This window comes from Parageobacillus toebii NBRC 107807 (genome assembly GCF_003688615.2).
Taxonomy (GTDB): Bacteria; Bacillota; Bacilli; order Bacillales; family Anoxybacillaceae; genus Parageobacillus_B; species Parageobacillus_B toebii.
In genome coordinates, this window is record NZ_CP049703.1 from 1 (window position 1) to 23,524 (window position 23,524).

Here is a 23,524-nt window from a genome sequence, read left to right on the forward strand (position 1 = left end):
GATCATATTATCTTCTCATCCATTTATTATTTTATTATACTACACTCTGTTTTAAAGAAGGAAACTTTGTCTTTATAAAGACAACTAATGACCGCTTTTTCATCCGCCGCTTCCATTTTCCGTTTGATTTTGATAAGGATAGCCAATCTTTTTTAGTTCATCTATTTGCATTAAAAATCGCTTTGTTTTTAACGACAATCCCGAATATTCATCATAATAGGACGAAAGAACGGCGCGAAGCTCTTTTTTTGTTTCCTCTTTTACAGAAATTGTACCAAGCCTTGATAAATCTATATAGTAAAATAAGCGCAATAGCCTTACAGAAGCTGCGGAAAGCGGAATTCGGTACGGGTCGGTTTTCTCGCAGCGGTGGCAAAGAAATCCAGCTTCTTTTATGGAAAAAGAAAACTTTCCTTCTGTCCGGCCGCATACAGCGCAATGGTCTAATTTAGGAGGAATCCCCATTACAGATAACATTTTCATTTCATAAATACAAGCAAGAATCTCTAAATCGAGCCCTTCATTCATATATTGTAATGTCTGCAAAAGCAGCTCGAACAAATACGGATTGCGCTGCTGTTCTTCTGTTACTTTATCTGTCATCTCCACAATATAAGAGGCATATGCTGCAGTGAAAATGTCTTCGCGGATCGTTCGCATCGAATCGATAATATCTCCTTGATGTAAAACACCGACACCGCGGCTTCTTTGAATTAAGTAATAGCCATGCGTAAACGGTTGTGTAACGGCAGAAAGGCGGCTACTTGGCTTTTTTGCTCCGCGTGCCATCGTAGCCACCTTTCCCCATTCTCTCGTGAAGAATGTGACAATTTTATTTGTTTCGCCATAATCGATTGCGCGAATGACAATTGCTTCACATTTTTCAAACAATCGTATCACCACCGACCCTAAAACACAAATCAAAAAATAGGTTGATCGACTTCCTTTAGTTCCGTTTCTTGCTCATCGCCACTAGGTTGCTGTTCTTTTTCTAGCTCTTTAAAAAGAAGATAGGTGTCGATGTTGCCGGTTTGACTAAATAACTTCCAAGTAAATTCAAGCATGGAACCACACCTCTTTCCGCCCGCAGCATTGCTTGTTTTCCCGTCTAATTATAGGTTGACCACGCTAGGAAACGTTTATGTTGCATAAAATTTTCTAATTAATACTCTTCTTCCCGGAATCCGAAATCACGCAGCTGTGCTAACCGATTGCGCCAATCTTTTTGTACTTTTACCCATAGTTCTAAAAATACTTTTGACCCAAGAAGCGCTTCAATATCCATACGTGCCCGCTGCCCGATCTCTTTTAACATTCGTCCTTGTTTTCCAATAATAATTCCTTTTTGCGAATCACGTTCTACAATAATCACCGCGCCGACATACACTGTATCGCTATCTTCGCGCCGCTCAATCGTTTCTACCACGACAGCAATGGAATGCGGAACTTCTTCACGCGTTAAATGAAGCGCTTTCTCGCGAATCAACTCGGCAATGATAAACCGTTCCGGATGATCTGTTATTTGGTCAGGTGGATAATATTGCGGACCTTCTGGCAAATATTTTTTGATTTGTTCCACTAATGTTTCGATATTGTTTCCTTGCAATGCAGAAATCGGAATAATCTCAGCAAATGGATAAAGGTCTTTATACTGATCGATTAGCGGCAATAAATCATCTGGATGAACTTTGTCAATTTTATTGATGACTAAAAACACTGGAGTATTTACTGCTTTAAGCTGTTCAATAATAAATGCGTCGCCGCGTCCAAACCCTTCTTCTGCATTAATCATGAATAATATGAGGTCCACTTCTCTTAACGCGTTCAGCGCTACTTTCATCATAAAATCGCCAAGTTTATGTTTTGGTTTATGCATTCCTGGCGTATCAATAAAAATAATTTGTGCATCATCTGTCGTGTAAACACCTTGAATTTTATTGCGCGTCGTTTGCGGCTTATCGCTCATAATAGCGATTTTTTGACCGATGACGCGATTTAAAAATGTCGATTTTCCAACGTTCGGTCTACCAACAATAGAAACGAATCCTGATTTATATCCTTCCTTATTCATGCAAATCCTCCGCTGAAAAAGCATTTGGTAGTAGTTCTTTCACTGTTAGTTCGGTGATATCCCCGTTTAAATTTGCCAATATTATTTTCATATCACTTGGACATAGCTCAGAAATAACCTGGCGACATGCACCACACGGCGGTACCGGACGGGGCGTATCAGCAATAACAGCAAGTGCAGCAAATTCTTTATCCCCTTCCGAATACGCCTTAAAAAGCGCAGTTCGTTCCGCACAATTACACATGCTATAAGCAGCATTTTCAATGTTGCAGCCGCGATACACTTTGCCGTCTTTTGTTAACAAAGCGGCGCCAACTTTAAATTTTGAATAAGGAACATAAGCGTATCCTCTTGCTTTTTTTGCTTCTTCTATGAGTTCGTTTATTTTCAATGTTTCTCTTCCTTTCACAACTTGGGAAGCAATAAGCTTCCTTACTTTTATTTTACAAAAAATCTTTGTAAATTTCATCATTCTTGATGAAAATATAACAGAAAAATTAGAATTTTCTCACTCATTGATTATACGAGATATGGCAGAAAGATGGTGATTCCAACAATAACAGCAACAATCGCAGCGACCAAAACGGCGCCTGCAGCGATATCTTTTGCTGCTTTTGCTAAAGGATGGAAGTCGGCCGTCACTAAATCAACTACACGTTCAATTGCCGTATTGATTAATTCCAAAGCAATGACACTTCCGATCGTTAACAAAAGAATAAGCCATTCCATCCTGGAAATGTGAAAGATTGCTGCAGCAATAATCGCAACAACAGCCAGCGCAATATGGATGCGCATATGCACTTCTTCCTTTACCGCAGCCATCACTCCTGCCCATGCGCAAGCAAACCGCTTTTTTTCGTCCTTCCAGTTCATATTTTATCTCGTTAACCCATATCGTTCTAGAATATCTTTTTGTTTTGAAAACATTATTTTTTCTTCTTCTTCTGTTTTATGATCATATCCTAACAAATGCAAAAAACCGTGCACCGCCAAAAATCCAAGCTCGCGCATGAACGAATGCCCATATTCCTTCGCCTGTTCTTTTGCTTTTGGAATTGAAATAATAATATCGCCAAGCAGCGGGGGAATATCCGCATCGACAATCTCCACCTCTCCTTCGCCTTTTTCCTCGAGAGCGAAGGAAATAACATCGGTCGGCTGATCCTTTCCCCGATAGTCGCGATTGATGATGCGAATCCGCTCGTTATCTACAAACGAAATGCCCACTTCCGCTCCGCTAGGGACATGTTCGATTTCTGCCGCGTAGTTTAACAACTGTTCGATGATATTCATTTGCTCTTTTGTAACTTCGTTCGTTTCGTCGATAAAATCGATGTTGAGAATCATGCGTGTTTCACCTTTTCCTTTCGAATTTCTGGATATTCAATCCGTGAATGGAATACGCCATTTAGTGTTTCACAAAGCGATCTTGCAACCATTTCAAGTTCTTTTAACGTAATATCACACTCGTTCAATTGATTATCTTGCAATCGCTCCGCAATAATACTGCGGACAATTTTTCCAATTTCCTCCTGAGACGGATTAGAAAGCGATCGTACCGCTGCCTCCACGCTATCCGCAATGCTAATAATCGCCGCTTCCTTCGTTTGCGGCTTCGGGCCAGGATAGCGAAATTCTTCCTCTAACACATAGCCCGTCTGCTCAAGTGCTTTATGATAAAAATATTTTAATAATGTTGTACCATGATGTTGTTCAGCAATGTCAACAATTTCTTTCGGCATGCGGTGTTTTTTTAAAATGGCCACCCCATCAGACACGTGGGCAAGAATAATATTTTTGCTTAACTGTGGCGATAAGTGATCATGTGGATTACCGCCTATTTGGTTTTCAATAAAATACTGCGGCCGTTTCGTTTTCCCGATGTCATGATAATAGCAAGCAACACGCGCTAATAAACCGTTTGCTCCAATCGCTTCACAAGCCGCTTCCGCTAAATTAGCAACCATGATGCTGTGATGGTACGTCCCAGGAGCTTCCGTTAAAATTTTGCGAAGCAATGGATGATTTGGATTCGATAATTCAATTAATTTCATCGATGACAAAATACCGAAGCACGCCTCAAAAACCGGCAAAAGCCCAATAGTTAAAATCGCTGAGAAAATGCCAGAAGCAAACGCCATCAGCAGAAACATGCCGATCTCTGTTAACGAATAATGGCCATTTTTAAGCAAGGTTAATGCTAGCATAACAACCATATTAATGAAAGCGACAAATACTCCTGCCTGCCAAATTTTTGCTCTTCGAAGCTGTTTATGTAAAAAGAAACTTCCTGCTAACCCGCTTGTCACCAAATAAATCGCTAACGAAACTTGAATAGTGCCATTTACGCCCATTCCCTCGTTAAACATCAAGCTTCCGCATATGGCATAAAGAATACTTGTCATAATTGCGATTCGTTCCCCGATGAAAATACGGACGAGCATGGTGCCGAAAGCAACCGGCACAAGATACCCAGTGGAGAACACATCACTTTCCGGAATGAGACGAACGAGTTTCATCACAAGAAGCATAATCGTAAAAATGACCGTATATACAAACAAATTCTTGTTCGCCTGCTCTCGTCCAAAGTAATAAACAACAGGCGATAGCAATAATAACACGAAAAGAAAAAGACCGATAAGAGGCTGAAAAGAGCGATCATTTTGCAATAAGCCGACAAGCTGCAGCTGATGATAAATTTCATTTGTAATAAATTGTCCTTCCTCGACAATGACTTGTCCTTGCAAAATTTTTACCGGCTTTACTTCATCCATCGCCTGTCTTCGCTTTTCTTCTGTAGCGGTTCGATCGTAAATAACGTTTGGAATGATTGCTTGTTTTGTCAGCTTGACAACAATTTCTTTTAATGAAGGCGAAAGCATGACATACTTCAATTCATCTTGTACTTTTGCCCTTGCCTTCTCCAATTCTGATTGCGTAATGCGCTCGGCCATAATGGAATGGACAGCCGTTACCGCCGCTTCTTTTGCCGTTTCGATGTCTTCTGGAGCTGCATGAAGCAACTTTTCCCATTCATCTGCGGACAAATAAGAAAACCATTCTTGCGGCAGACGTTCCTTTAGCGCATCCATCATTTTCGTCGGCTCTTTTTTTTCTTCCTTGATTTCATTTTGAATTTCAACAATGGTTGTAAATAGCGACGAAATTAAATCAACACGATTTTCGGCATATTCTTTTTTTAATGTATAAATATCCGTTACTTTATCTGCCGCTTCCTTTTTTAGCCTTTCTGTCGTCTCCTTATCTTCAATCGTAATTGGAGAACGAATCGTTTCGGTGGCAATATCGAACAGACGCAGTTCATATTGATGCGGTTTTGCTTGATCATATAACACCGCAAATAGAAAAAGCCCTAAAAACAGAAACAAAAGATAACGAACAAAACGAACATGGTTAACATGCTCCAGAAAAAAACGAATCCTTTCCAACGGTTTTTCCCCTCACTTTAAAGAAAAGACCCTTTGAAAACGGGTCTTTTCTCTCTATATGCCAGCTTCATCATACGCTTCAATAATTTTAGCCACTAGCGGATGACGCACAACATCTGTTTGTTCTAGAAAGACAAAGGATACACCGCTGACCGCCGTCAATATTTCTTTTGCGACGGCAAGTCCTGATTTCACGCCTTTTGGCAAATCGACTTGCGAAATATCACCGGTAATGACCATTTTGGAGCCAAAGCCTAATCTTGTTAGAAACATTTTCATCTGTGCCGGTGTCGTATTTTGTGCTTCATCTAAAATGACGAAAGCATCTTCGAGCGTTCTCCCCCGCATATATGCTAGCGGCGCGATTTCAATCGTTCCTCGTTCAATTAACCGCTGCGTATGGTCTACTCCCAATACATCATGCAGCGCATCGTAAAGAGGGCGCAAATATGGATCCACCTTTTCTTTTAAATCTCCCGGTAAAAATCCTAAACTTTCTCCTGCTTCTACCGCCGGGCGAGTTAAAATAATACGCTTCACTTGACCGTTTTTTAACGCATGGACAGCCATCACCACCGCCAAATACGTTTTTCCTGTTCCGGCAGGTCCTATTCCGAAAACAAGGTCATGCTGTTTAATGGCGGTAACATAATGGCGCTGTCCTAACGTTTTTACACGAATGGATTTTCCTTTGGCGTTTTTTGTGATTTCTTCCTCGTACAAATTAATTAAATAGTCGAGCGCTCCTTTTTTCGCTAATTGAATCGCATACATCACATCTCGTTCACTAATGGAAATGCCTTTCCGGACAATGATCAACAAGTGGCGCAGCAGGTCATCAACAAGCTGTACTTGTTCGGGGGTGCCAGAAACGCTCACCGATTCTCCTCGTGTTACAATGGACACTCCCAATTCTTGTTCCATCCGTTTTAGATGGGCATCATGAATGCCGAAAAGTGCAATCGCTTCGTTCGCATTTTCTAATTGCTGACTGATTGTTACAAACTCCTCTGACATTCTCAATCTCCTTGAACTATTGGTTGTGGTATTGCGATATTTTCAATCACTTGATAATGCAATTCTACCCTTACTTTACCATTCTCTTTCGTCTGATGCAAAACTTTTTCTCCTTTAATCGATGCATCTTCCGGCAATTTTGCCTTTAATTCCTCGCGAGCAAGTTCCTTTGCTTTTGCGAACGCTTCTTCCCATGTATAGTTGCGCTCTACTTCCTCCTTTTCCCGAAAGATGACGCGTTCATAATAAATAGGCAAGTCCCATTTCCAAAAGCGGAGCGGCCTTTTCTGTTGATCTATTTCATAATAGTGAAATGCAGGCTTTTGAAATCCCCATATCGGAATGGAAATATTTTTCATCGCTATATAATGTTTTTCCATATATTTTCCCGTTAATACTCCGAACTTTGCATGAAGCGGTAGAACAACGGTAGACTTGTACCATGTTTCGCCAAAAATTTTTCCTCGCGCTGGCACAAGTTTTGTTTGCCCTTCCTTCCCAATGATTCCGGATACTAATAACTGCCCTTTTGTCACATGATCGTTCACCGAAACAAGTGATTGCCCTTCTTCAACAAACATGTCCGTAATAACCGCCTTTTTTTTTCGCCACTAAATGGCGAACACCAATTTTTTCAGGCTCTTTCGGTTGATTTTTCTCCACAACTTGAAAATAAAGTGTCGTCCCTTTAAGTTCCACACCGATCCATGTAACGACATCCATACGATCGGTCAATTTCTTTTGAATCGTTTCCGGATCATCGATGAGAAATTGCAATGCTCCTTTTTCCACTCCCATTTGTTTTAGTTCTTTCAATATGCGGTATTCCGTCTCCGGTTTTGCGCCTTTAATTTCTATTCCCCATACCATATTTGAAAGGAAAAAAACGATAACAAAAAAGAAGCATACTCCGACTAAAAATCCTGAGTTCGTTAGCATTTTTTTTAGAAAAAACGGAAATCCCGCTTTTCCAACAAAATAAAGTTTACAATCACTTTTGCGGGCGACAACGCGCAATCGTCTGACATCCTTTAGTAAAATAAAAAACGTCGCAATATGATCGCCATGCTTTTTTACATTCCAAATCGCAATATCGTTGCGCACACACGCATTAATCAATCGTTCTACCCCTTTTCCTTGCGCTTTCACCCTTACGCTACCTACCAATAAGTTCATCCATTGGTTTTTCATCGTATTTCCTCCTATGAAACGTTATTCATCTATATAAATCACTTGGTTTATTTTTCCTTCGAGTAAAATTTCTTCTGGCAAAATCATCTTAATAACAAAATTTTCACCGCGAACAAGAAGCTGCCCTTGCTCTAAGAGCAGGCGCAGTTCTTTATCACTAAACGTCAGTAAACCACGATGATTTTCGATATAAATATGTATTTGCCCAACCATCGTAATTCGGGGAAGGTCCATCACTATGTCGGCGGGAAGCTCCAATTTATCTGTAAGCCATCTTCTCATATGCTGTCGCCATTTTTTCACCATAAAAAGAACCCCCTTTCATCTCATATGTATGAGAAGAAAGGGGGTTATAGCACCACTTGTTGTTCCCAAACGGCAAAAACAACGGGTGCCCGATTGAATCGGAACACCCGTTTGTCATTATTGTGAAAGTTGCTGTTGAACAAGCCTATTGACGAGAGAGCCATCCGCTTTTCCTTTTACTTTTGGCATGATTGCTCCCATCACTTTACCCATATCTGCTTTGGAAGAAGCTCCTACTTCTGCAATCGTCTGTTTGACAATTTCTAGAAGTTCTTCCTCTGTCAATGGTTTCGGCATATATAATTGAACAATTTCGATTTCTGCCTTTGTTTTTTCAACAAGGTCCGCACGACCAGCGTTTTCAAATTCCTGGAGGGAGTCTTTACGCTGTTTTAATTCACGAGAAAGAACGGTTAGCTCTTCGTCTTCTGATAATTCGCTTTTTCCTAGTTTAATCGCTTCATTTTGCAACGCCGCTTTTAACATCCGAAGAACGGAGAGTTTATCTTTTTCTTTGTTTTTCATTGCCTGCTTCATATCGTCATTTAAACGATTAAGAAGACTCATATATACACCCTCTTTTAATACTTGCGCTTTCTAGCCGCCTCAGACTTTTTCTTCCGTCTGACGCTTGGCTTTTCATAAAATTCACGCTTTCTTACTTCTTGCAATGTACCCGTTTTCGAAACGGCACGTTTGAAGCGACGAAGAGCGTCGTCAATGGATTCGTTTTTACGAACGATTGTTTTTGACATCCTACTTCCCTCCCTCCGAGCAACAACCATTACATTTTATGCGTGTACTCGTCAATTATAATACATGGCTGCCTAACAGGTCAATAAAAAAACTGTCATCGTCTTCCTTTCCTTCCCATACACATATGATGAAAGGGGGAAAGGACAAGTGGTACAGCTAATAATTTGGTTTTCCGTTTATACCGGCATTTTCCTTCTCGGTATGTTCATGATGAAAGCAGGGCTTTATGCTTTATCCGGTCACCGCTTGAAACAATGGTTACTGCGCTTTACAAACACTCCTTTACAAGGATTTCTTACCGGAACGATTATTACCGCATTGTTGCAAAGCAGTACCGCAGTGATGGTCATTACAGTTGGCCTCGTCTCTACCGGCTATTTTACATTTCGACAATCCATCGGTATTATTTTAGGGAGCAACATCGGCTCTACGATCACAACAGAAATTATGACTCTTGACCTTGGAGACAACGTTATTCCGATGCTTTTCATTGGGGCAATTCTCGTGTTTTTCGGGCATTACCGACCTGCTTATAGCATCGGCATGATCTTCGTTGGACTCGCTTCTTTATTTTTTGCCATGAATGGATTTAGTCAACTCGCAAAACCGCTATCTACATATCCCATTGTTGACGAATGGCTGCAAAAAACGAATCATTCTCCTTTCATCGGAATCATGATCGGCATGATCCTTACAGCCATTATTCATTCAAGCGCAGCAACAATTGGGATTTCGATGGGATTTCTGAATGAACATATTCTCACACTTCCAGCTGGCATTGCGATTTTGCTTGGCGCGAATATCGGCACATGCGTAACCGGTCTTCTGGCAAGCATCGGTTCAACGTATGAAGCGAAATTAACCGCTTATACTCACTTATGGTTTAATGTTATCGGAGTCATGATCTTTTATTTCCTGATCGATCCACTTGCCTTTGCTGCTGTAAAGCTTAGCTCTGCTCCGGATGTACAGTTAGCCCATGTCAGCGTCCTGTTTAATGTTATTTGTTCGCTGGCGGCGCTGCCATTTACCCGCTGGATCGAAGCGGCTATATTATTTTTCCACGGCCGGCGTCCTTAATAATCAGAACGTGCCGTTTTTCCTTCGACGATCGATACGCCGGAGCTTGTCCCAATGCGCGTCGCTCCCGCTTGAATCATCGCCTCTGCGCTTTGCATATCACGGACGCCGCCGGAAGCTTTCACACCGATGTTTGGTCCGACCGTTTTCCGCATAAGTGCGACATCTTCCGGCGTAGCACCACCTGTTGAAAATCCAGTCGATGTTTTCACATAATCCGCACCTGCTTTAACGGCGAGCTGGCAAGCGCGCACTTTTTCTTCTTCGGTAAGCAGACACGCCTCAATAATCACTTTCACAAGCGCTTTCCCTTTTGCCACATCGACGACGGCGCGAATATCGCGTTCGACAAGGTCGTCATTTCCATCTTTAAGCGCGCCGACATTGATAACCATATCGACTTCCGCCGCCCCGTTTTCAATTGCATTTTTTGTTTCAAATGCTTTCGTTTCCGGTGTGTTCGCTCCGAGCGGGAAGCCGATCACCGTACATACTTTCACGTCCGTGCCTTTTAATAGTTCAGCAGCGGTTGCCACCCATGTCGGATTGACACAAACAGAAGCAAACCCGTATTGTTTTGCCTCCTCGCATAGCTTCACAATTTGCGCTTTTGTTGCATCCGCTTTCAATAACGTATGATCAATCATTTTTGCAATGTTATTTTCCATTTTAACAAATCTCCTTTCATTAGCAGCATAGAAGTCTGACATCTATCATCATACCATTATTTTAACAAAAAAACTAGTTTACACAATTTTCTTATTGTAAACAAAAACCCAGCTGCACGAGCTGGGTTATGAGCTTAATTTTACGGATTGTGGGATGTCATCGGTAACAACGCGGACAAATTCCCCTTCATTATACGGATATCCGGCTTTTGTAATTTTCACTTTTACGATTTCCCCAACCATTTCTTCCGTAGCCGGGAATTTCACTTTCAGATAGTTGTCCGTATACCCGATGTACAACCCGCTTTCAGGGTTTTCTTTATCTCGTTCTTCCGGAATGACTTCGAGCACTTGTCCTTCAAACTGCGATGCATATTCTTTTGCAAGCTGGTCGGACAATGCAATTAAACGGTGTACGCGTTCATTTTTTACTTCTTCATCCACTTGGTTTGGCATACGCGCTGCCGGTGTGCCTGTCCGTTTTGAATACGGGAAGACATGAAGTTCGGAAAAACGTTGTTCGCGAATAAAATGGTATGTTTCCATAAATTCTTCTTCCGTCTCGCCAGGAAAACCAACGATCACGTCTGATGTGATCGCAAGTTCCGGGAAGACTTCGCGCAAACGTTGAAGCCGCTCTGCAAAAAATTCGACTGTATATTTGCGGCGCATCCGTTTTAACACCGTATTCGAACCGGATTGAAGCGGAATATGCAAATGACGGACAATTTTATCTGAACGTTGCAACACCTCGATAATTTCGTCTGTAATTTGGCTTGCTTCAATGGACGAAATGCGGAGCCGTTTTAAACCGACAACTTGCTCATCCAAATCGCGGAGCAGCGCGGCGAAGCTATAGTCTTTCAAATCGGTGCCGTAACCGCCTGTATGAATGCCCGTTAACACAATTTCTTTATAACCGGCATCGACTAGCTGCTGTGCCTGGCGAATAACTTCTTTCGGATCACGGGAACGCATTAACCCGCGCGCCCATGGAATGATGCAAAATGTACAGAAGTTATTGCAGCCTTCTTGAATTTTTAACGATGCGCGTGTTCTATCCGTAAATTCCGGAACGTCCATTTCTTCAAATACGCGCGTTTTCATAATGTTGCTGACCCCGTTAATCGGCTGGCGTTCGCGTTGGAACCGTTCGATATATTCCAAAATTTTCCCACGATCTTGCGTGCCGATCACAATGTCCACACCCGGAATTGCCATCACTTCCGCCGGGGATGTTTGAGCGTAACATCCTGTTACACAAACAACGGCGTCTGGATTTCTTCGAATCGCGCGGCGAATGACTTGCCGGCTTTTTTTATCGCCTGTGTTCGTCACTGTACATGTATTGATAACATATACATCCGCACGGCTGTCAAAATCCTTACGTTCGTAACCGGCTTTTTTAAACAACTGCCAAATTGCTTCTGTCTCATAATGGTTTACTTTACATCCAAGCGTATGAAATGCAACTGTTGGCATTCGTTTTCACCTCACTGTAGTTCAAATTGATACGAAGCAACTGCCAAAAGATAAAGCGGCGCCGTTTCTGTCCGTAAAATCCGCGGCCCAAGGCTACACGAAAAAAAGCCATGATGTTTAAATAGCTCAACTTCTTCATCGGAAAATCCTCCTTCCGGGCCAAACACGGCAAGAAGAGAATGTCCGCGCTTCATTTGCTGAAAAACGGCAGCGAGCGTTTGATGGTTTCCTTGCTTCGCTTCTTCCTCATAAGCAAAAACCCGGTAATCGACCGTCTTTGCAAATTCTATAAGTTCGTGTATCGTCATCGGCGCGTGCACATCAGGAATTTTTCCACGATGTGATTGTTCCGCCGCTTCTTTTGCAATCTTTTTCCAACGCTCCAGCTTTTTATTTGCTTTCTTTGCGTCCCATTTAACAATAGAGCGAGCCGCCACAAAAGGGATAAACGATGAAGCGCCAAGCTCCGTTCCTTTCTGAATAACAAACTCCAGTTTATCCCCTTTCGGCAGCCCGTGAGCAATATAAATTTGAATCGGCAGTTCTGTTTGTTCATCTATCCATTTTACTACACGAACGATCACATGCTCATTGGTAATTTGTTCAATTTTGCACAATACTGCCTTATTGCTAGGAAGAACACAGATCAATTCGCTTCCTTTTTCCATACGCATGACACGGACAATATGATGATAATCATCCCCTTGAATAATAAGACGGTCGTTTTTCACTTGGTCGTCCGAAACAAAATACCGTTGCAAAGCGACACCTTCTTTTCATGCTTTTCTTGCAATAAATGCAATCCAGTCTTCCATCACTAACGTTTCCTCAATAGCAAACCCTGCTTTCATTAACCCTTCTTTTACCTCTTGCTTTTTCGCCTGAATAATTCCCGAGGTGATAAAATATCCGTTCTTTTCAAGAAGACGATACGCATCATCGACAAAGCGCAATATAATTTCTGCTAAAATATTCGCAACAATTACGTTCGCTTGTTCCTCAATATGATCGAGTAAATTATTTTGAGAAACGGTAACAATATGCTGCACTTTATTTAATTTTACATTTAGTCTCGCGCTATCGACAGCAACCGGATCTAAATCAAGTGCACGGACGGATTTTGCTCCGAGCATCGCCGCAGCAATGCTTAAAATTCCCGAACCTGTGCCGACATCAATGACTGTATCACCAGGTTTCATATATTTTTCAAGCGCTTGGATACACATCACTGTCGTTGGATGTGTTCCTGTGCCAAACGCCATGCCTGGGTCCAGCTCAATAATTAGCTCATCGCTTGACACCGGTTCATATGTTTCCCATGTTGGAACGATCGTAAATTTCTCTGATATTTTGACAGGATTATAATATTTTTTCCAGGCGGTTGCCCATTCTTCCTCATTCACTTCGCTAATGGTGATTTTATTTTTTCCAATATCAATATCATACAATAATAAATTATTGATCGCCTGTTTAATCGCCTCAACTGTTTCACCAAGAAAGCTATTAACCGGTAAATATGCTTTAATAATTACTCCTTCTTCCGGATAATCGTCTGGATTTAATTCATAAACTTCGCCGAAAGAAGCATCTCGTTCCTTTATTAAATCATTAGGGTCTTCAATGACTACCCCGCCAGCACCTGCTTCGTGCAAAATATTCGAAATCGCCTCCACAGCCTCGTGCGTCGTATGGATACTAATTTCTGACCATTTCATAAAATTCATGATTCCCCTTTAAACGCTTTTTTTACCTTGTCAAAAAAGCGGCCGTATGGTCCTTGATGCATGCTTGAACCGCCTAATTGATCAAATTCGCGCAATAATTGCTTTTGTTTTTCTGTCAGTTTTGTCGGCGTCACAACGCGGACAATCACATGTTGGTCGCCATAGCCATAGCCGCGTACATTCGGCACCCCTTTCCCTTTTAAGCGGAATTTTGTTCCTGTTTGAGTGCCTGCTGGTATTTTCAGCTTCACTTTGCCATGAAGCGTCGGCACTTCGATTTCGTCACCGAGCGCAGCCTGAGCAAATGTAAGCGGTATTTCACAGTAAATATCATCGCCATCACGCTCAAAAAACTCATGTGGCTCCACATGGAAAACGATATATAAATCTCCCGGAGGTCCGCCGTTAATTCCCGGTTCTCCTTGGCCAGCGACCCGCAATTGTTGTCCATCATCAATTCCAGCTGGGATTTTGACATGGATTTTCTTCCGTTTTTTCACGCGGCCAGTCCCGCCGCATGTTGTGCATTTTTCTTTGATATATTGCCCTGTCCCGCCGCAATATGGGCATGTGCGGCGATTAACGATGCGGCCAAACGGTGTGGACTGCTCTGTGCTGATTTGACCTGTTCCATGACAATATGAACATGTTTCTTTTTTCGTTCCCGGTTTTGCTCCCGTGCCATGGCATGTGTCACACGTTTCTTCCCGTGGAATTTCAATATCCGTTTCTTTTCCGAATGCCGCCTCTTCAAATGTTAATGTCATCGTATATTGTAAATCGGCACCAGCTCTTGGCGCATTTGGATCGCGCCGGCGGCCGCCGCCAAAAAAGGTGCTGAAAATATCCTCGAAACCACCGAAGCCGCTGAAACCGCCAAAGTCAAAATCATCGCTGCGGAACCCGCCGAACCCTTGATTTGGATCCGCATGCCCAAACTGATCGTAATGCGCACGTTTTTGATCATCGCTTAATACTTCATACGCTTCTTTAATTTCTTTGAATTTTTCTGCCGCATCTGGTTCTTTGTTAATATCTGGATGATACTTTTTCGAAAGTTTTCGGTACGCTTTTTTAATCTCTTCTTTTGTCGCGTTTTTGCTCACTCCGAGAATTTCGTAATAATCTCGTTTCGCCATGATGATCATCCACTCCCGATTCACTCACATAAGGGTTATTTTACATTTATCTCTTTTTTATTGCAATAGATTTAACCGGCATCTCCTTATTAGCAAAAAAGTCAAAGCCAAGACAGGCCTGACTTTGACTTTTTTAGATTTATTATTTGTCGTCTTTTACTTCTTCAAATTCTGCATCGACAACATTTTCGTCTTTTTTCTCAGCGCCGCCGGCTCCTGCCTGCTGCTGAGCTTGTGCTTGTTTTGCCGCTTGTTCGTATAGCTTGATGGAAAGCTGCTGTACGATTTCTTGAAGCGCTTCTTTCTTTTTGCGAATGTCATCGATGTCGTTTTTCTCAAGCGCAGCTTTTAACGCGTCTTTTGCTTCTTGCGCTTTTTTCACTTCTGCTTCGTCTACTTTTCCTTCTACCTCTTTTAATGTTTTTTCGGTCGTGAATACTAATTGGTCGGCTTCGTTGCGAAGTTCGGCCGCTTCTTTACGTTTTCTGTCCGCTTCCGCGTTTTCTTCTGCTTCTTTAATCATTCGTTGAATCTCTTCTTCAGAAAGACCGGATGAAGATTTAATCGTAATGGATTGTTCTTTATTTGTGCCCAAATCTTTCGCGCGAACATGGACAATACCGTTGGCGTCGATGTCAAACGTTACTTCGATTTGCGGTACGCCGCGTGGTGCAGGTGGGATATCTGTTAATTGGAAACGGCCGAGCGTTTTGTTGTCAGCAGCCATCGGACGTTCGCCTTGCAGCACATGAATGTCAACCGTTGTTTGGTTATCGGCTGCCGTAGTGAAAATTTGTGATTTACTTGTTGGAATCGTTGTGTTGCGTTCAATTAATTTTGTAAATACGCCACCCATTGTTTCAATTCCAAGCGATAGCGGCGTTACGTCAAGAAGAACGACGTCTTTTACTTCACCGGCAATGACACCGCCTTGAATCGCCGCGCCGATCGCTACCACTTCGTCTGGGTTAACGCCTTTATGCGGCTCTTTTCCAAGCTCGCGTTTAATCGCTTCTTGTACCGCTGGAATGCGCGTCGAACCGCCGACAAGGATCACTTTATCGATATCCGAAGGCGTCAATCCCGCATCTTGCAACGCTTGACGTACCGGTCCCATTGTCCGTTCAACTAGATGGGCGGATAGCTCTTCAAATTTCGCTCTTGTTAATGTCGTTTCTAAGTGTAATGGCCCCGTTTCATTTGCGCTAATGAACGGCAATGAAATTTGCGTTTGCGTTACGCCGGAAAGTTCTTTTTTCGCTTTTTCCGCAGCATCTTTAAGGCGTTGCACCGCCATTTTGTCTTTAGATAAATCGATGCCGTGTTCTTGTTTGAATTGCTCTACTAAGTAATCGATGATGACTTGGTCAAAATCGTCGCCGCCAAGATGGTTGTCGCCGGCAGTCGCTTTTACTTCAAATACCCCGTCACCAAGTTCAAGGATCGATACGTCAAACGTACCGCCGCCTAAGTCGTAAACGAGGATCGTTTGATCTTCTTCTTTATCCAAACCGTACGCAAGCGCTGCTGCTGTCGGCTCGTTAATGATCCGTTCTACTTCCAATCCAGCGATGCGCCCTGCGTCTTTTGTCGCTTGGCGTTGCGCATCGTTAAAGTACGCCGGAACGGTAATTACCGCTTTTGTCACTGGTTCGCCTAAATAGTCTTCTGCATATGATTTTAAGTATTGTAGAATAATTGCCGAAATTTCTTGTGGTGTATATTTTTTCCCTTCAATTTCTACCTTATAATCCGTTCCCATATGGCGTTTAATCGAAATGATGGTGTTTGGGTTGGTAATTGCCTGACGTTTGGCGACTTCTCCGACTAAACGTTCGCCGTTTTTAAACGCCACAACAGAAGGAGTGGTTCGGTTTCCTTCTGGGTTTGGAATTACTTTTGGTTCGCCGCCTTCTAGCACAGCGACGCATGAGTTGGTTGTACCTAAGTCAATACCGATAATTTTACTCATAAACATCACCCTCCTACTACTTTATTGGCTTACCTTTACCATTGCTGGACGAATGACACGATCTTTCAGTTTATAACCTTTCTGAAATTCTTCCACAACCGTATTCGGCTCATAATTGCTGTCTTCTACTTGCATCACGGCTTGATGCAAATTCGGATCAAACGGTTTGCCAACCGCTTCGATCGCTTCTACTCCTTCTTTTTTCAGCGCATCCAACACGGAGCGATACACCATTTCCATTCCTTGCAGAATCGATTTTGCTTGTTCGTTATCAGCCTCTATCTTTAACGCACGCTCAAAGTTGTCCAAAGCAGGCAAAAGATCGCTAACCAAGCTTTGGGCGCGATATTTTTCAGCTGCTTCCATTTCTATTTTTGTACGACGGCGGAAATTTTCAAAATCGGCGTATAAACGAAGATAGCGGTTCTCCATTTCTTTTATTTTCGCTTCCAGTTCAGCAATTTTTGCGTTTGCCGCCGCCAATTCATCGTTTTGCTCTTCTTGTGCTTTTTCTTGCTCTTCTATTTCGATTTCCTCTTGATGTTCATTTACTTCATGTTGCTCTACTTTTTCCTCTTGCGGTTCCGTATTTAACGGTTCCTGTTCGTATGTAGCCTGTTCTTGTGCTGCTTTCTGTTCTTTTTCCATCGGTTTCACCTCCCTTTAAAGCGGCCTATTCTATGTATAAATAGTCACAAGGAAAGGATGGATTGTGCAAATCCATCCATTATCCAATATGACCATTGTTAATTGTTTTGATACCATTTTGTCAATGCGGTTGATAAGTCAGAAGCGACACGATTTAAAATGGTAATGACGCGTGAATATTCCATTCGTGTCGGTCCAAGGATGGCGATCGTCCCCAGCTGTTCATTGCCAATCGAATACGTAGCGGTAATGAGGCTGCAGTTTTCCATTCCGCTTAATTGATTTTCCCGGCCGATCGTTACTTGAATTCCTTTTCGATTATGTTTGCGCAACAACCGGTAAAAATCTTTTTCCTGCTCAATCATTTTCATTAGTGAACGGACTTTTTGAATATCGCTAAATTCAGGCTGGTTTAACATATTCGTTGTCCCGGCAAAGAACATTTTTTCTTCTTGCGGTATGTCAAGCGTATCTACAATGGTTTTCAACATGCTGTCATAGTTATGAATATGCGTTCGCAAAACGTCCGCCACTTCTTTATAAATTTTATCTTTCAAATCTATAAGCGGAACCCCGATTAACCGTTCGTTTAAAATATTGACCATTTTTTCGAGGTCAGAAGGGTTTACAGAAGCAGGAACGGTAATCACATGGTTTTCCACATGTCCTGTATCTGTAACAATAATGGCTACAGCTGTTTGTTGATTGAGCGGAATAATTTGAATTCGTTTTAACTTATTCTCTTTCACAGCTGGCCCAAGGGCAATCGATGTATAATTCGTTAAATCAGATAAAATTTGCGCTGATTTTTGGACCACTTTCTCCAGTTCATAAATTCGCTCAGCAAAAATAGATTTGATTTTTTGAATATCTTCCTGTGTCAAACGTTGCGGGGACAACAAATGATCGACATAATAACGATAGCCTTTTTCCGACGGTACCCTGCCTGATGAAACATGCGTTTTTTCGATGTATCCAAGTTCTTCCAAATCAGCCATTTCGTTGCGGATTGTCGCCGAACTTAAAGCAATTTCATGTTTTTTCGATAACGTCCGCGAACCGACAGGCTGTCCCGAACGAATAAAATCATCGATAATGACTTGTAAAATAAGCAATTGGCGATCCGTTAACACGCTCATCACCTCTGTTAGCACTCAAACAGCCCGAGTGCTAAATCTATTATTACAGTATCAAATCCATATGCTAATGTCAATGTTTAGATTCCGCGATAAACGCTTGAAACACCTCGTTTCCTAGCAATTTCCCCCGATGAGTCAATCGAATATGTGTTTGTGTTTCTTCGAGCAGCCCTTTTTGTTTTTCCGCAGCGATCGCTCGGCCAAATACATCATGGACGCTCATCCCAAACTTTTCAAGAAAGCGCTGCTTAGATACTCCTTCCGTTTTCCTTAGCCCCAAAAACATTTCTTCTTCCATTTGTTCCGATACCGTTACATGGTGAACTTCCAAATACGGAAAGCCTGTTTCTTGAACTGTCTCAATATATTTATTGATCGGTTTGATATTCGCACGCCGAACGCCGCCTACGTAGCTGTGAGCGCCCGCACCAATTCCATAATATTCTTCATTGTTCCAATACGTTAAGTTATGGCGGCTTTCAAAGGAAGGACGCGCGTAATTACTAATTTCATATTGGTGGTACCCGTGTATTTCCATTTGCCGCATCGCTTCTTCATACATTTGCGCTTCTTCTTCCTCAGTTGGTAATGGCAGTTTTCCTTTTCTCATCAAATTGTAAAAAATGGTTTTCGGTTCAATGATGAGTGAATAAGCAGAAATATGTTGAATGTCAAGAGAAAAGGCGATCTCTAAATCCGCTTGGAACTGTGCTAACGTCTGTTGCGGCAGTCCGTACATTAAATCAATGCTAATATTTTCAAAACCAATTTCTTTTGCTAAGGCAATCGTTTTCATGACATCTTCATAACGATGAGTTCGTCCAATTGCTTTTAATAATGAATCATCAAACGTTTGAACACCGAAACTTAAGCGATTGACCCCTGCTTCTTTTAACAACTGTAGTTTTTCTTTGGAAAGCTCATTCGGATTTGCCTCAAACGTAAACTCTACTTCATGAATAGAAAAGCGGAAATGCTTATAAATGTTTTGCAGGAAAAAGTCGAGCTGCTTCATTTCTAAAACAGTCGGGGTTCCCCCGCCAACAAACAACGTATCAAGCCGATCCGTTGGAAATGCTTCCACCGTCCATTTCATTTCATTTTCCATTGCTTCTAAATATTCATCGACTGGCTGTCCATGAAAAAATACTTTATTAAAATCGCAGTAATAACATATTTGCGCACAAAACGGAATATGGAAATAAGCTGATTTTACCAAGATAAACATCCTTTCTTAAAAATAAACAAGGCTATCCCAAAAAAGCGAAGAGACAGCCTTGTATACGATCTTCCTTACTTTTTATTATCGTCGATTTTTAAGATCGCCATAAACGCTTCCTGTGGAACTTCCACCGAGCCGATTTGCTTCATTCGTTTCTTTCCTTCTTTTTGTTTCTCAAGAAGCTTTCGTTTCCGTGATACGTCTCCACCGTAACATTTCGCCAAGACGTTTTTGCGCAACGCTTTAATCGTGGAACGAGCGATAATTTTATTGCCGATTGCTGCTTGCACAGGCACTTCAAACTGTTGCCGAGGGATTACATCTTTCAATTTTTCTACAATCACTTTCCCACGTTCATAAGCAGAATCACGATGAACAATGAAAGAAAGTGCATCAATTTTTTCGCCGTTAAGAAGAATATCCATTTTCACGAGTTTCGACGGTTTATAACCAATCAGTTCATAGTCAAACGATGCGTATCCTTTTGTGCTTGATTTTAGTGTATCAAAGAAATCGTACACAATTTCCGACAATGGAATTTCATAAATTAATGTTACTCGTTTTTCATCTAAATATTGCATATCAACAAAGTTGCCGCGTTTTCCTTGGCATAGCTCCATCACTGGCCCGACATAATCGTTCGGCACCATAATGGTTGCTTTTACATACGGCTCCTCGACATGATCGATTTTTTGTGGATCCGGCATATTGGACGGATTGTCAACTTGGACTTCCGTACCATCCGTTAAATATACTTTATATACAACGCTTGGCGCTGTTGTGATTAAATCAATGTTAAATTCGCGTTCAATGCGCTCTTGAATAATTTCCATATGCAATAATCCTAAAAAGCCGCATCGGAAGCCGAACCCAAGCGCTTGCGATGTTTCCGGTTCAAAGTGCAAAGCAGCATCGTTCAATTGCAATTTTTCTAACGCTTCGCGCAAATCGTTATAACGTGCCGTATCAATCGGATACATGCCGCAAAATACCATCGGATTTAGCTTACGGTATCCTGGCAGCGGTTCTGCTGCCGGATTTTCCGCATCGGTAATCGTATCACCGACGCGCGTATCGCTCACATTTTTAATGGACGCAGTTAAAAAGCCGACATCGCCCACCGTTAATTCATCGACCAGCTTCGGTTTCGGTGTAAACACACCGACTTCTGCCACTTCAAATTCTTTGCCTGTCGACATCATTTTAATTTTTTGCCCAGGCTTTACTGTTCCATCCATCACGCGAATATATGCAACTACACCGCGATACGAATCGTACATCGAATCAAAAATAAGCGCTTTTAACGGCGCATCCGGATCACCCGACGGTGCTGGAATTTTCTCAACGATTTGTTCCAAAATCTCTTCGATGCCAATGCCGACCTTCGCGGAGGCAAGTACTGCTTCCGATGCGTCAAGCCCGATTACCTCTTCAATTTCTTGACGAACGCGTTCCGGTTCAGCGCTTGGCAAATCGATTTTATTAATGACCGGCAAAATTTCTAAATTATTATCAATCGCTAAATAGACGTTTGCCAGCGTCTGTGCCTCAATTCCTTGTGCTGCGTCGACGACAAGAATCGCCCCTTCGCAAGCGGCAAGGCTCCGCGACACCTCGTACGTAAAATCGACATGCCCAGGTGTATCGATTAAATGAAGAATATATTCTTCGCCATTTTTTGCTTTATACTTTAACTGAACGGCGTTCAGCTTAATCGTAATTCCGCGCTCCCGTTCCAATTCCATCGAATCTAGCGTTTGTTCTCTCATTTCCCGCTCCGAAAGCGCTCCGGTTTTTTCTAAAATGCGGTCTGCTAACGTCGATTTTCCATGATCTATATGAGCGATAATGGAAAAGTTGCGAATTCGATCGCGTCGTTTTAATCTCTCTTCCCGATTCATCATTTTCTCACTCCCACTATTTCCCGAAACTACACTAGCTTTGATTATAGCAACACAACAAGCAAGATTCAATGACATAGTTTTGCAAACTTTCATGATGATAAAGAAAAAACATTGGCGAAAATTTGTACTATTCCGCCAATGTTCTCACGCCATCTTTCTATTTATTTTTGATCACATAGAAACATGCCGATAACACGCTGTTTTCCTATCATTTTTCGAAAAAGGAAAGCACCTGTTCCATCAATGATCTTACCGCTCCGGCAAATTGTTTGCCAAGCTCGGAAAACAGATTGAATGTTTTCATATTTTCAATTTTTTCTTTCTTTTCTTGCAAATCTTCCGACATCACTTTGTTTCCTAATACGGATGCTTCTACTTCTCCGTTTTTGCCTTTTGAAATATGAAATACAGAAGGCAACGATGAATCATCATATCCTCTCATCTTTTGCAATCCTTCATTTGCCTGCTCCATGCCGAGCAACACTCCAAAAAAAAGAATCATCACCGCTAAAAAAAATTTAACCGTAAATTTAACCATACCACTCCGCTCCTTTACCGTTTTTCTGCCGGTGCGGGTGCTTGAACTTTTTGCGCTTGCCAATAATATTCGCTAAAAACATCGGCAACAGCAGATACAGACCGGAATAGCTCTTCAAACGTATTGTCGACTCCACCAAACTCAATTAAAATCGCATTTTCCGATAAATCTTGATTAAACTTTCCGTTCGTTTCCGCTCCTTTTTTTTCGATAATCCCGCGGCTCAGCCCAGGATATTTCTTTTGCAGCAAATGGTGGAGCTGTGTGGCAAGCTGCAAATTTTTTTCGTACTTCGCGTTTTCCCCTCCGATAATAAACGCAACGCGGGCATAATCCACTCCATTAATCGTAACGGTCGTATATTTCCGTCTTCGTGAATCACGGTGAATATCGATCAAATATTGCAAATCATGATTGCGGCTCATTGCTTCGACAACTGTTTTTCTAGACATATCGTACGCTTGGTAATATTTCATGCCTTTTTTCTGCAGCTCTCCTACAATATCAATGGTGCTTACTTCCGCTCCAATTCCTCGTTTTTCCATCTCTTCCGCTAGTTTTTCTCCCACTTTTGTGACGTTTACCGTACGATGGAACGCTAAATCAGGATCTGTAACTCCTTTTAAGGCAGGCAAGTACGATTCACGTGTATGTGTATGATAAATATATACAACTTTTTTTCCTCCTGTCGTTTGGGACGGTGGAGGAATTTGTTTTTCATTATTCTTTTTGTCTGCTTCTTCCAAGTTCTCTAAAGAAGCTTGCCGTTCTGCTAGCATTACCTCCAGCGGCGGAGCAGATTCGTACGGCATGTTTGTATAATCCGTCCCTTCCCCTGCTACGATAATTTTGCTGTCATACAGCGCAAATCCCGGGAGCTCGCCGCCAAGCAAACTGCGCGGGTCGTCGGGGTTGATGCTTGTGGCCATGCGAAACAATAATGCTGAATAATTCGGCTTTTGCCGCTCCTTTGGCAACAGTTGCGAAAAATAATGATTTTCAAAACTAAATAAATGAATAAACGTTTCTTGTGAAAAATGGTTCGTCATATTGTTGACAGAGGAAGAAGAAATGCGGTATTCCGGTTTTAATGACGTAATCGCTCCTACTAGCATAAACATCATCATACATCCTAATACCGCTAAAATAATCACTTTTTTTAGACTCGCACCTTGTACCGTAACCATCATTTGCGGAGAACGCCACTTTTTCATGTTC

The 23,524-nt window shown here is 42.0% G+C and carries 24 protein-coding genes and 1 pseudogene; 1 reads left to right on the plus strand and 24 read right to left on the minus strand.

Translation table 11 applies throughout. From position 1 onward, the window contains the following. Positions 1-99: 99 nt before the first annotated feature. The 12 genes and pseudogenes from recO to rpsU form a co-directional block, all read right to left on the minus strand. Entirely contained in the window at positions 100-891 is a 792-nt protein-coding gene (gene recO, locus DER53_RS00005) for a DNA repair protein RecO (RefSeq protein WP_015864529.1), read from the minus strand. A gap of 29 nt (positions 892-920) precedes the next feature. After that, positions 921-1,064 carry a YqzL family protein gene (locus DER53_RS00010; protein ID WP_015864530.1) on the minus strand — a complete coding sequence of 48 codons (144 nt, stop codon included), beginning with the start codon at positions 1,062-1,064 and terminating at the stop codon, positions 921-923. A gap of 98 nt (positions 1,065-1,162) precedes the next feature. After that, the gene (gene era, locus DER53_RS00015; protein WP_015864531.1) at positions 1,163-2,071 is read right to left on the minus strand and encodes a GTPase Era; all 909 of its coding nucleotides are present in this window, start codon (positions 2,069-2,071) and stop codon (positions 1,163-1,165) included. Then, positions 2,064-2,543, minus strand: a complete 480-nt coding sequence (locus DER53_RS00020; protein ID WP_015864532.1) for a cytidine deaminase — start codon at positions 2,541-2,543, stop codon at positions 2,064-2,066. The genes era and DER53_RS00020 overlap by 8 nt, the downstream gene beginning before the upstream one ends. A gap of 47 nt (positions 2,544-2,590) precedes the next feature. Beyond that, positions 2,591-2,944, minus strand: coding sequence for a diacylglycerol kinase family protein (locus DER53_RS00025; protein ID WP_015864533.1), 354 nt, complete (start codon positions 2,942-2,944; stop codon positions 2,591-2,593). A 3-nt stretch (positions 2,945-2,947) separates the two neighbouring features. Next, positions 2,948-3,418 carry an rRNA maturation RNase YbeY gene (gene ybeY, locus DER53_RS00030; protein WP_015864534.1) on the minus strand — a complete coding sequence of 157 codons (471 nt, stop codon included), beginning with the start codon at positions 3,416-3,418 and terminating at the stop codon, positions 2,948-2,950. Then, the gene (locus DER53_RS00035) at positions 3,415-5,520 is read right to left on the minus strand and encodes an HD family phosphohydrolase (RefSeq protein WP_062752948.1); all 2,106 of its coding nucleotides are present in this window, start codon (positions 5,518-5,520) and stop codon (positions 3,415-3,417) included. The genes ybeY and DER53_RS00035 overlap by 4 nt, the downstream gene beginning before the upstream one ends. A 54-nt stretch (positions 5,521-5,574) precedes the next feature. Beyond that, positions 5,575-6,537 carry a PhoH family protein gene (locus DER53_RS00040; RefSeq protein WP_062752950.1) on the minus strand — a complete coding sequence of 321 codons (963 nt, stop codon included), beginning with the start codon at positions 6,535-6,537 and terminating at the stop codon, positions 5,575-5,577. Between the two features lie 2 nt (positions 6,538-6,539). Further along, positions 6,540-7,728 (minus strand): annotated as a pseudogene (gene yqfD / locus DER53_RS00045) (sporulation protein YqfD). Between the two features lie 21 nt (positions 7,729-7,749). Next, complete coding sequence (yqfC, locus tag DER53_RS00050) at positions 7,750-8,034, minus strand: sporulation protein YqfC (RefSeq protein WP_015864538.1); 285 nt, start codon at positions 8,032-8,034, stop codon at positions 7,750-7,752. A gap of 117 nt (positions 8,035-8,151) precedes the next feature. Continuing rightward, positions 8,152-8,601 (minus strand): GatB/YqeY domain-containing protein, encoded by a 450-nt coding sequence (locus tag DER53_RS00055; RefSeq protein WP_015864539.1) that lies wholly within the window; start codon positions 8,599-8,601, stop codon positions 8,152-8,154. Positions 8,602-8,615: 14 nt separating this feature from the next. After that, entirely contained in the window at positions 8,616-8,789 is a 174-nt protein-coding gene (gene rpsU, locus DER53_RS00060; RefSeq protein ID WP_015864540.1) for a 30S ribosomal protein S21, read from the minus strand. A gap of 148 nt (positions 8,790-8,937) precedes the next feature. Here rpsU and DER53_RS00065 point away from each other — a divergent pair, with 148 nt between their 5' ends. Continuing rightward, positions 8,938-9,870 carry a Na/Pi symporter gene (locus tag DER53_RS00065; RefSeq protein WP_062752952.1) on the plus strand — a complete coding sequence of 311 codons (933 nt, stop codon included), beginning with the start codon at positions 8,938-8,940 and terminating at the stop codon, positions 9,868-9,870. On the opposite strand, the gene deoC is transcribed toward DER53_RS00065, so the two are convergent. From deoC to spoIIP, 12 genes are all read right to left on the minus strand, one after another. After that, positions 9,867-10,538: a deoxyribose-phosphate aldolase gene (gene deoC / locus DER53_RS00070; protein ID WP_062752954.1), complete on the minus strand. Its 672-nt coding sequence runs from the start codon at positions 10,536-10,538 to the stop codon at positions 9,867-9,869. The two genes, DER53_RS00065 and deoC, sit on opposite strands and share 4 nt — an antisense overlap. Before the next feature lie 126 nt (positions 10,539-10,664). Next, entirely contained in the window at positions 10,665-12,020 is a 1,356-nt protein-coding gene (mtaB, locus tag DER53_RS00075; protein WP_015864543.1) for a tRNA (N(6)-L-threonylcarbamoyladenosine(37)-C(2))-methylthiotransferase MtaB, read from the minus strand. Between the two features lie 11 nt (positions 12,021-12,031). Continuing rightward, a complete protein-coding gene (locus DER53_RS00080; protein WP_015864544.1) occupies positions 12,032-12,781 on the minus strand; it encodes a 16S rRNA (uracil(1498)-N(3))-methyltransferase in 750 nt (249 codons plus the stop codon). A 15-nt stretch (positions 12,782-12,796) separates the two neighbouring features. Next, the gene (gene prmA, locus DER53_RS00085) at positions 12,797-13,735 is read right to left on the minus strand and encodes a 50S ribosomal protein L11 methyltransferase (RefSeq protein WP_041269945.1); all 939 of its coding nucleotides are present in this window, start codon (positions 13,733-13,735) and stop codon (positions 12,797-12,799) included. A 5-nt stretch (positions 13,736-13,740) separates the two neighbouring features. Next, on the minus strand, positions 13,741-14,883 hold the full coding sequence (gene dnaJ / locus DER53_RS00090) for a molecular chaperone DnaJ (RefSeq protein WP_015864546.1): 1,143 nt from the start codon (positions 14,881-14,883) through the stop codon (positions 13,741-13,743). Positions 14,884-15,025: 142 nt separating this feature from the next. Continuing rightward, positions 15,026-16,855 carry a molecular chaperone DnaK gene (gene dnaK, locus DER53_RS00095; RefSeq protein ID WP_062752956.1) on the minus strand — a complete coding sequence of 610 codons (1,830 nt, stop codon included), beginning with the start codon at positions 16,853-16,855 and terminating at the stop codon, positions 15,026-15,028. A gap of 21 nt (positions 16,856-16,876) precedes the next feature. Beyond that, positions 16,877-17,503, minus strand: a complete 627-nt coding sequence (gene grpE / locus DER53_RS00100) for a nucleotide exchange factor GrpE (RefSeq protein WP_062752957.1) — start codon at positions 17,501-17,503, stop codon at positions 16,877-16,879. Positions 17,504-17,601: 98 nt separating this feature from the next. Continuing rightward, positions 17,602-18,636, minus strand: a complete 1,035-nt coding sequence (hrcA, locus tag DER53_RS00105) for a heat-inducible transcriptional repressor HrcA (protein ID WP_062752958.1) — start codon at positions 18,634-18,636, stop codon at positions 17,602-17,604. 76 nt (positions 18,637-18,712) lie between these two features. Next, the gene (gene hemW, locus DER53_RS00110; RefSeq protein ID WP_081188081.1) at positions 18,713-19,861 is read right to left on the minus strand and encodes a radical SAM family heme chaperone HemW; all 1,149 of its coding nucleotides are present in this window, start codon (positions 19,859-19,861) and stop codon (positions 18,713-18,715) included. 74 nt (positions 19,862-19,935) lie between these two features. Next, entirely contained in the window at positions 19,936-21,768 is a 1,833-nt protein-coding gene (gene lepA / locus DER53_RS00115) for a translation elongation factor 4 (RefSeq protein WP_089097930.1), read from the minus strand. Between the two features lie 208 nt (positions 21,769-21,976). Continuing rightward, positions 21,977-22,306 (minus strand): YqxA family protein, encoded by a 330-nt coding sequence (locus DER53_RS00120; RefSeq protein WP_062752961.1) that lies wholly within the window; start codon positions 22,304-22,306, stop codon positions 21,977-21,979. Between the two features lie 14 nt (positions 22,307-22,320). Then, a complete protein-coding gene (spoIIP, locus tag DER53_RS00125; RefSeq protein ID WP_015864553.1) occupies positions 22,321-23,520 on the minus strand; it encodes a stage II sporulation protein P in 1,200 nt (399 codons plus the stop codon). Between the last annotated feature and the right edge of the window lie 4 nt (positions 23,521-23,524).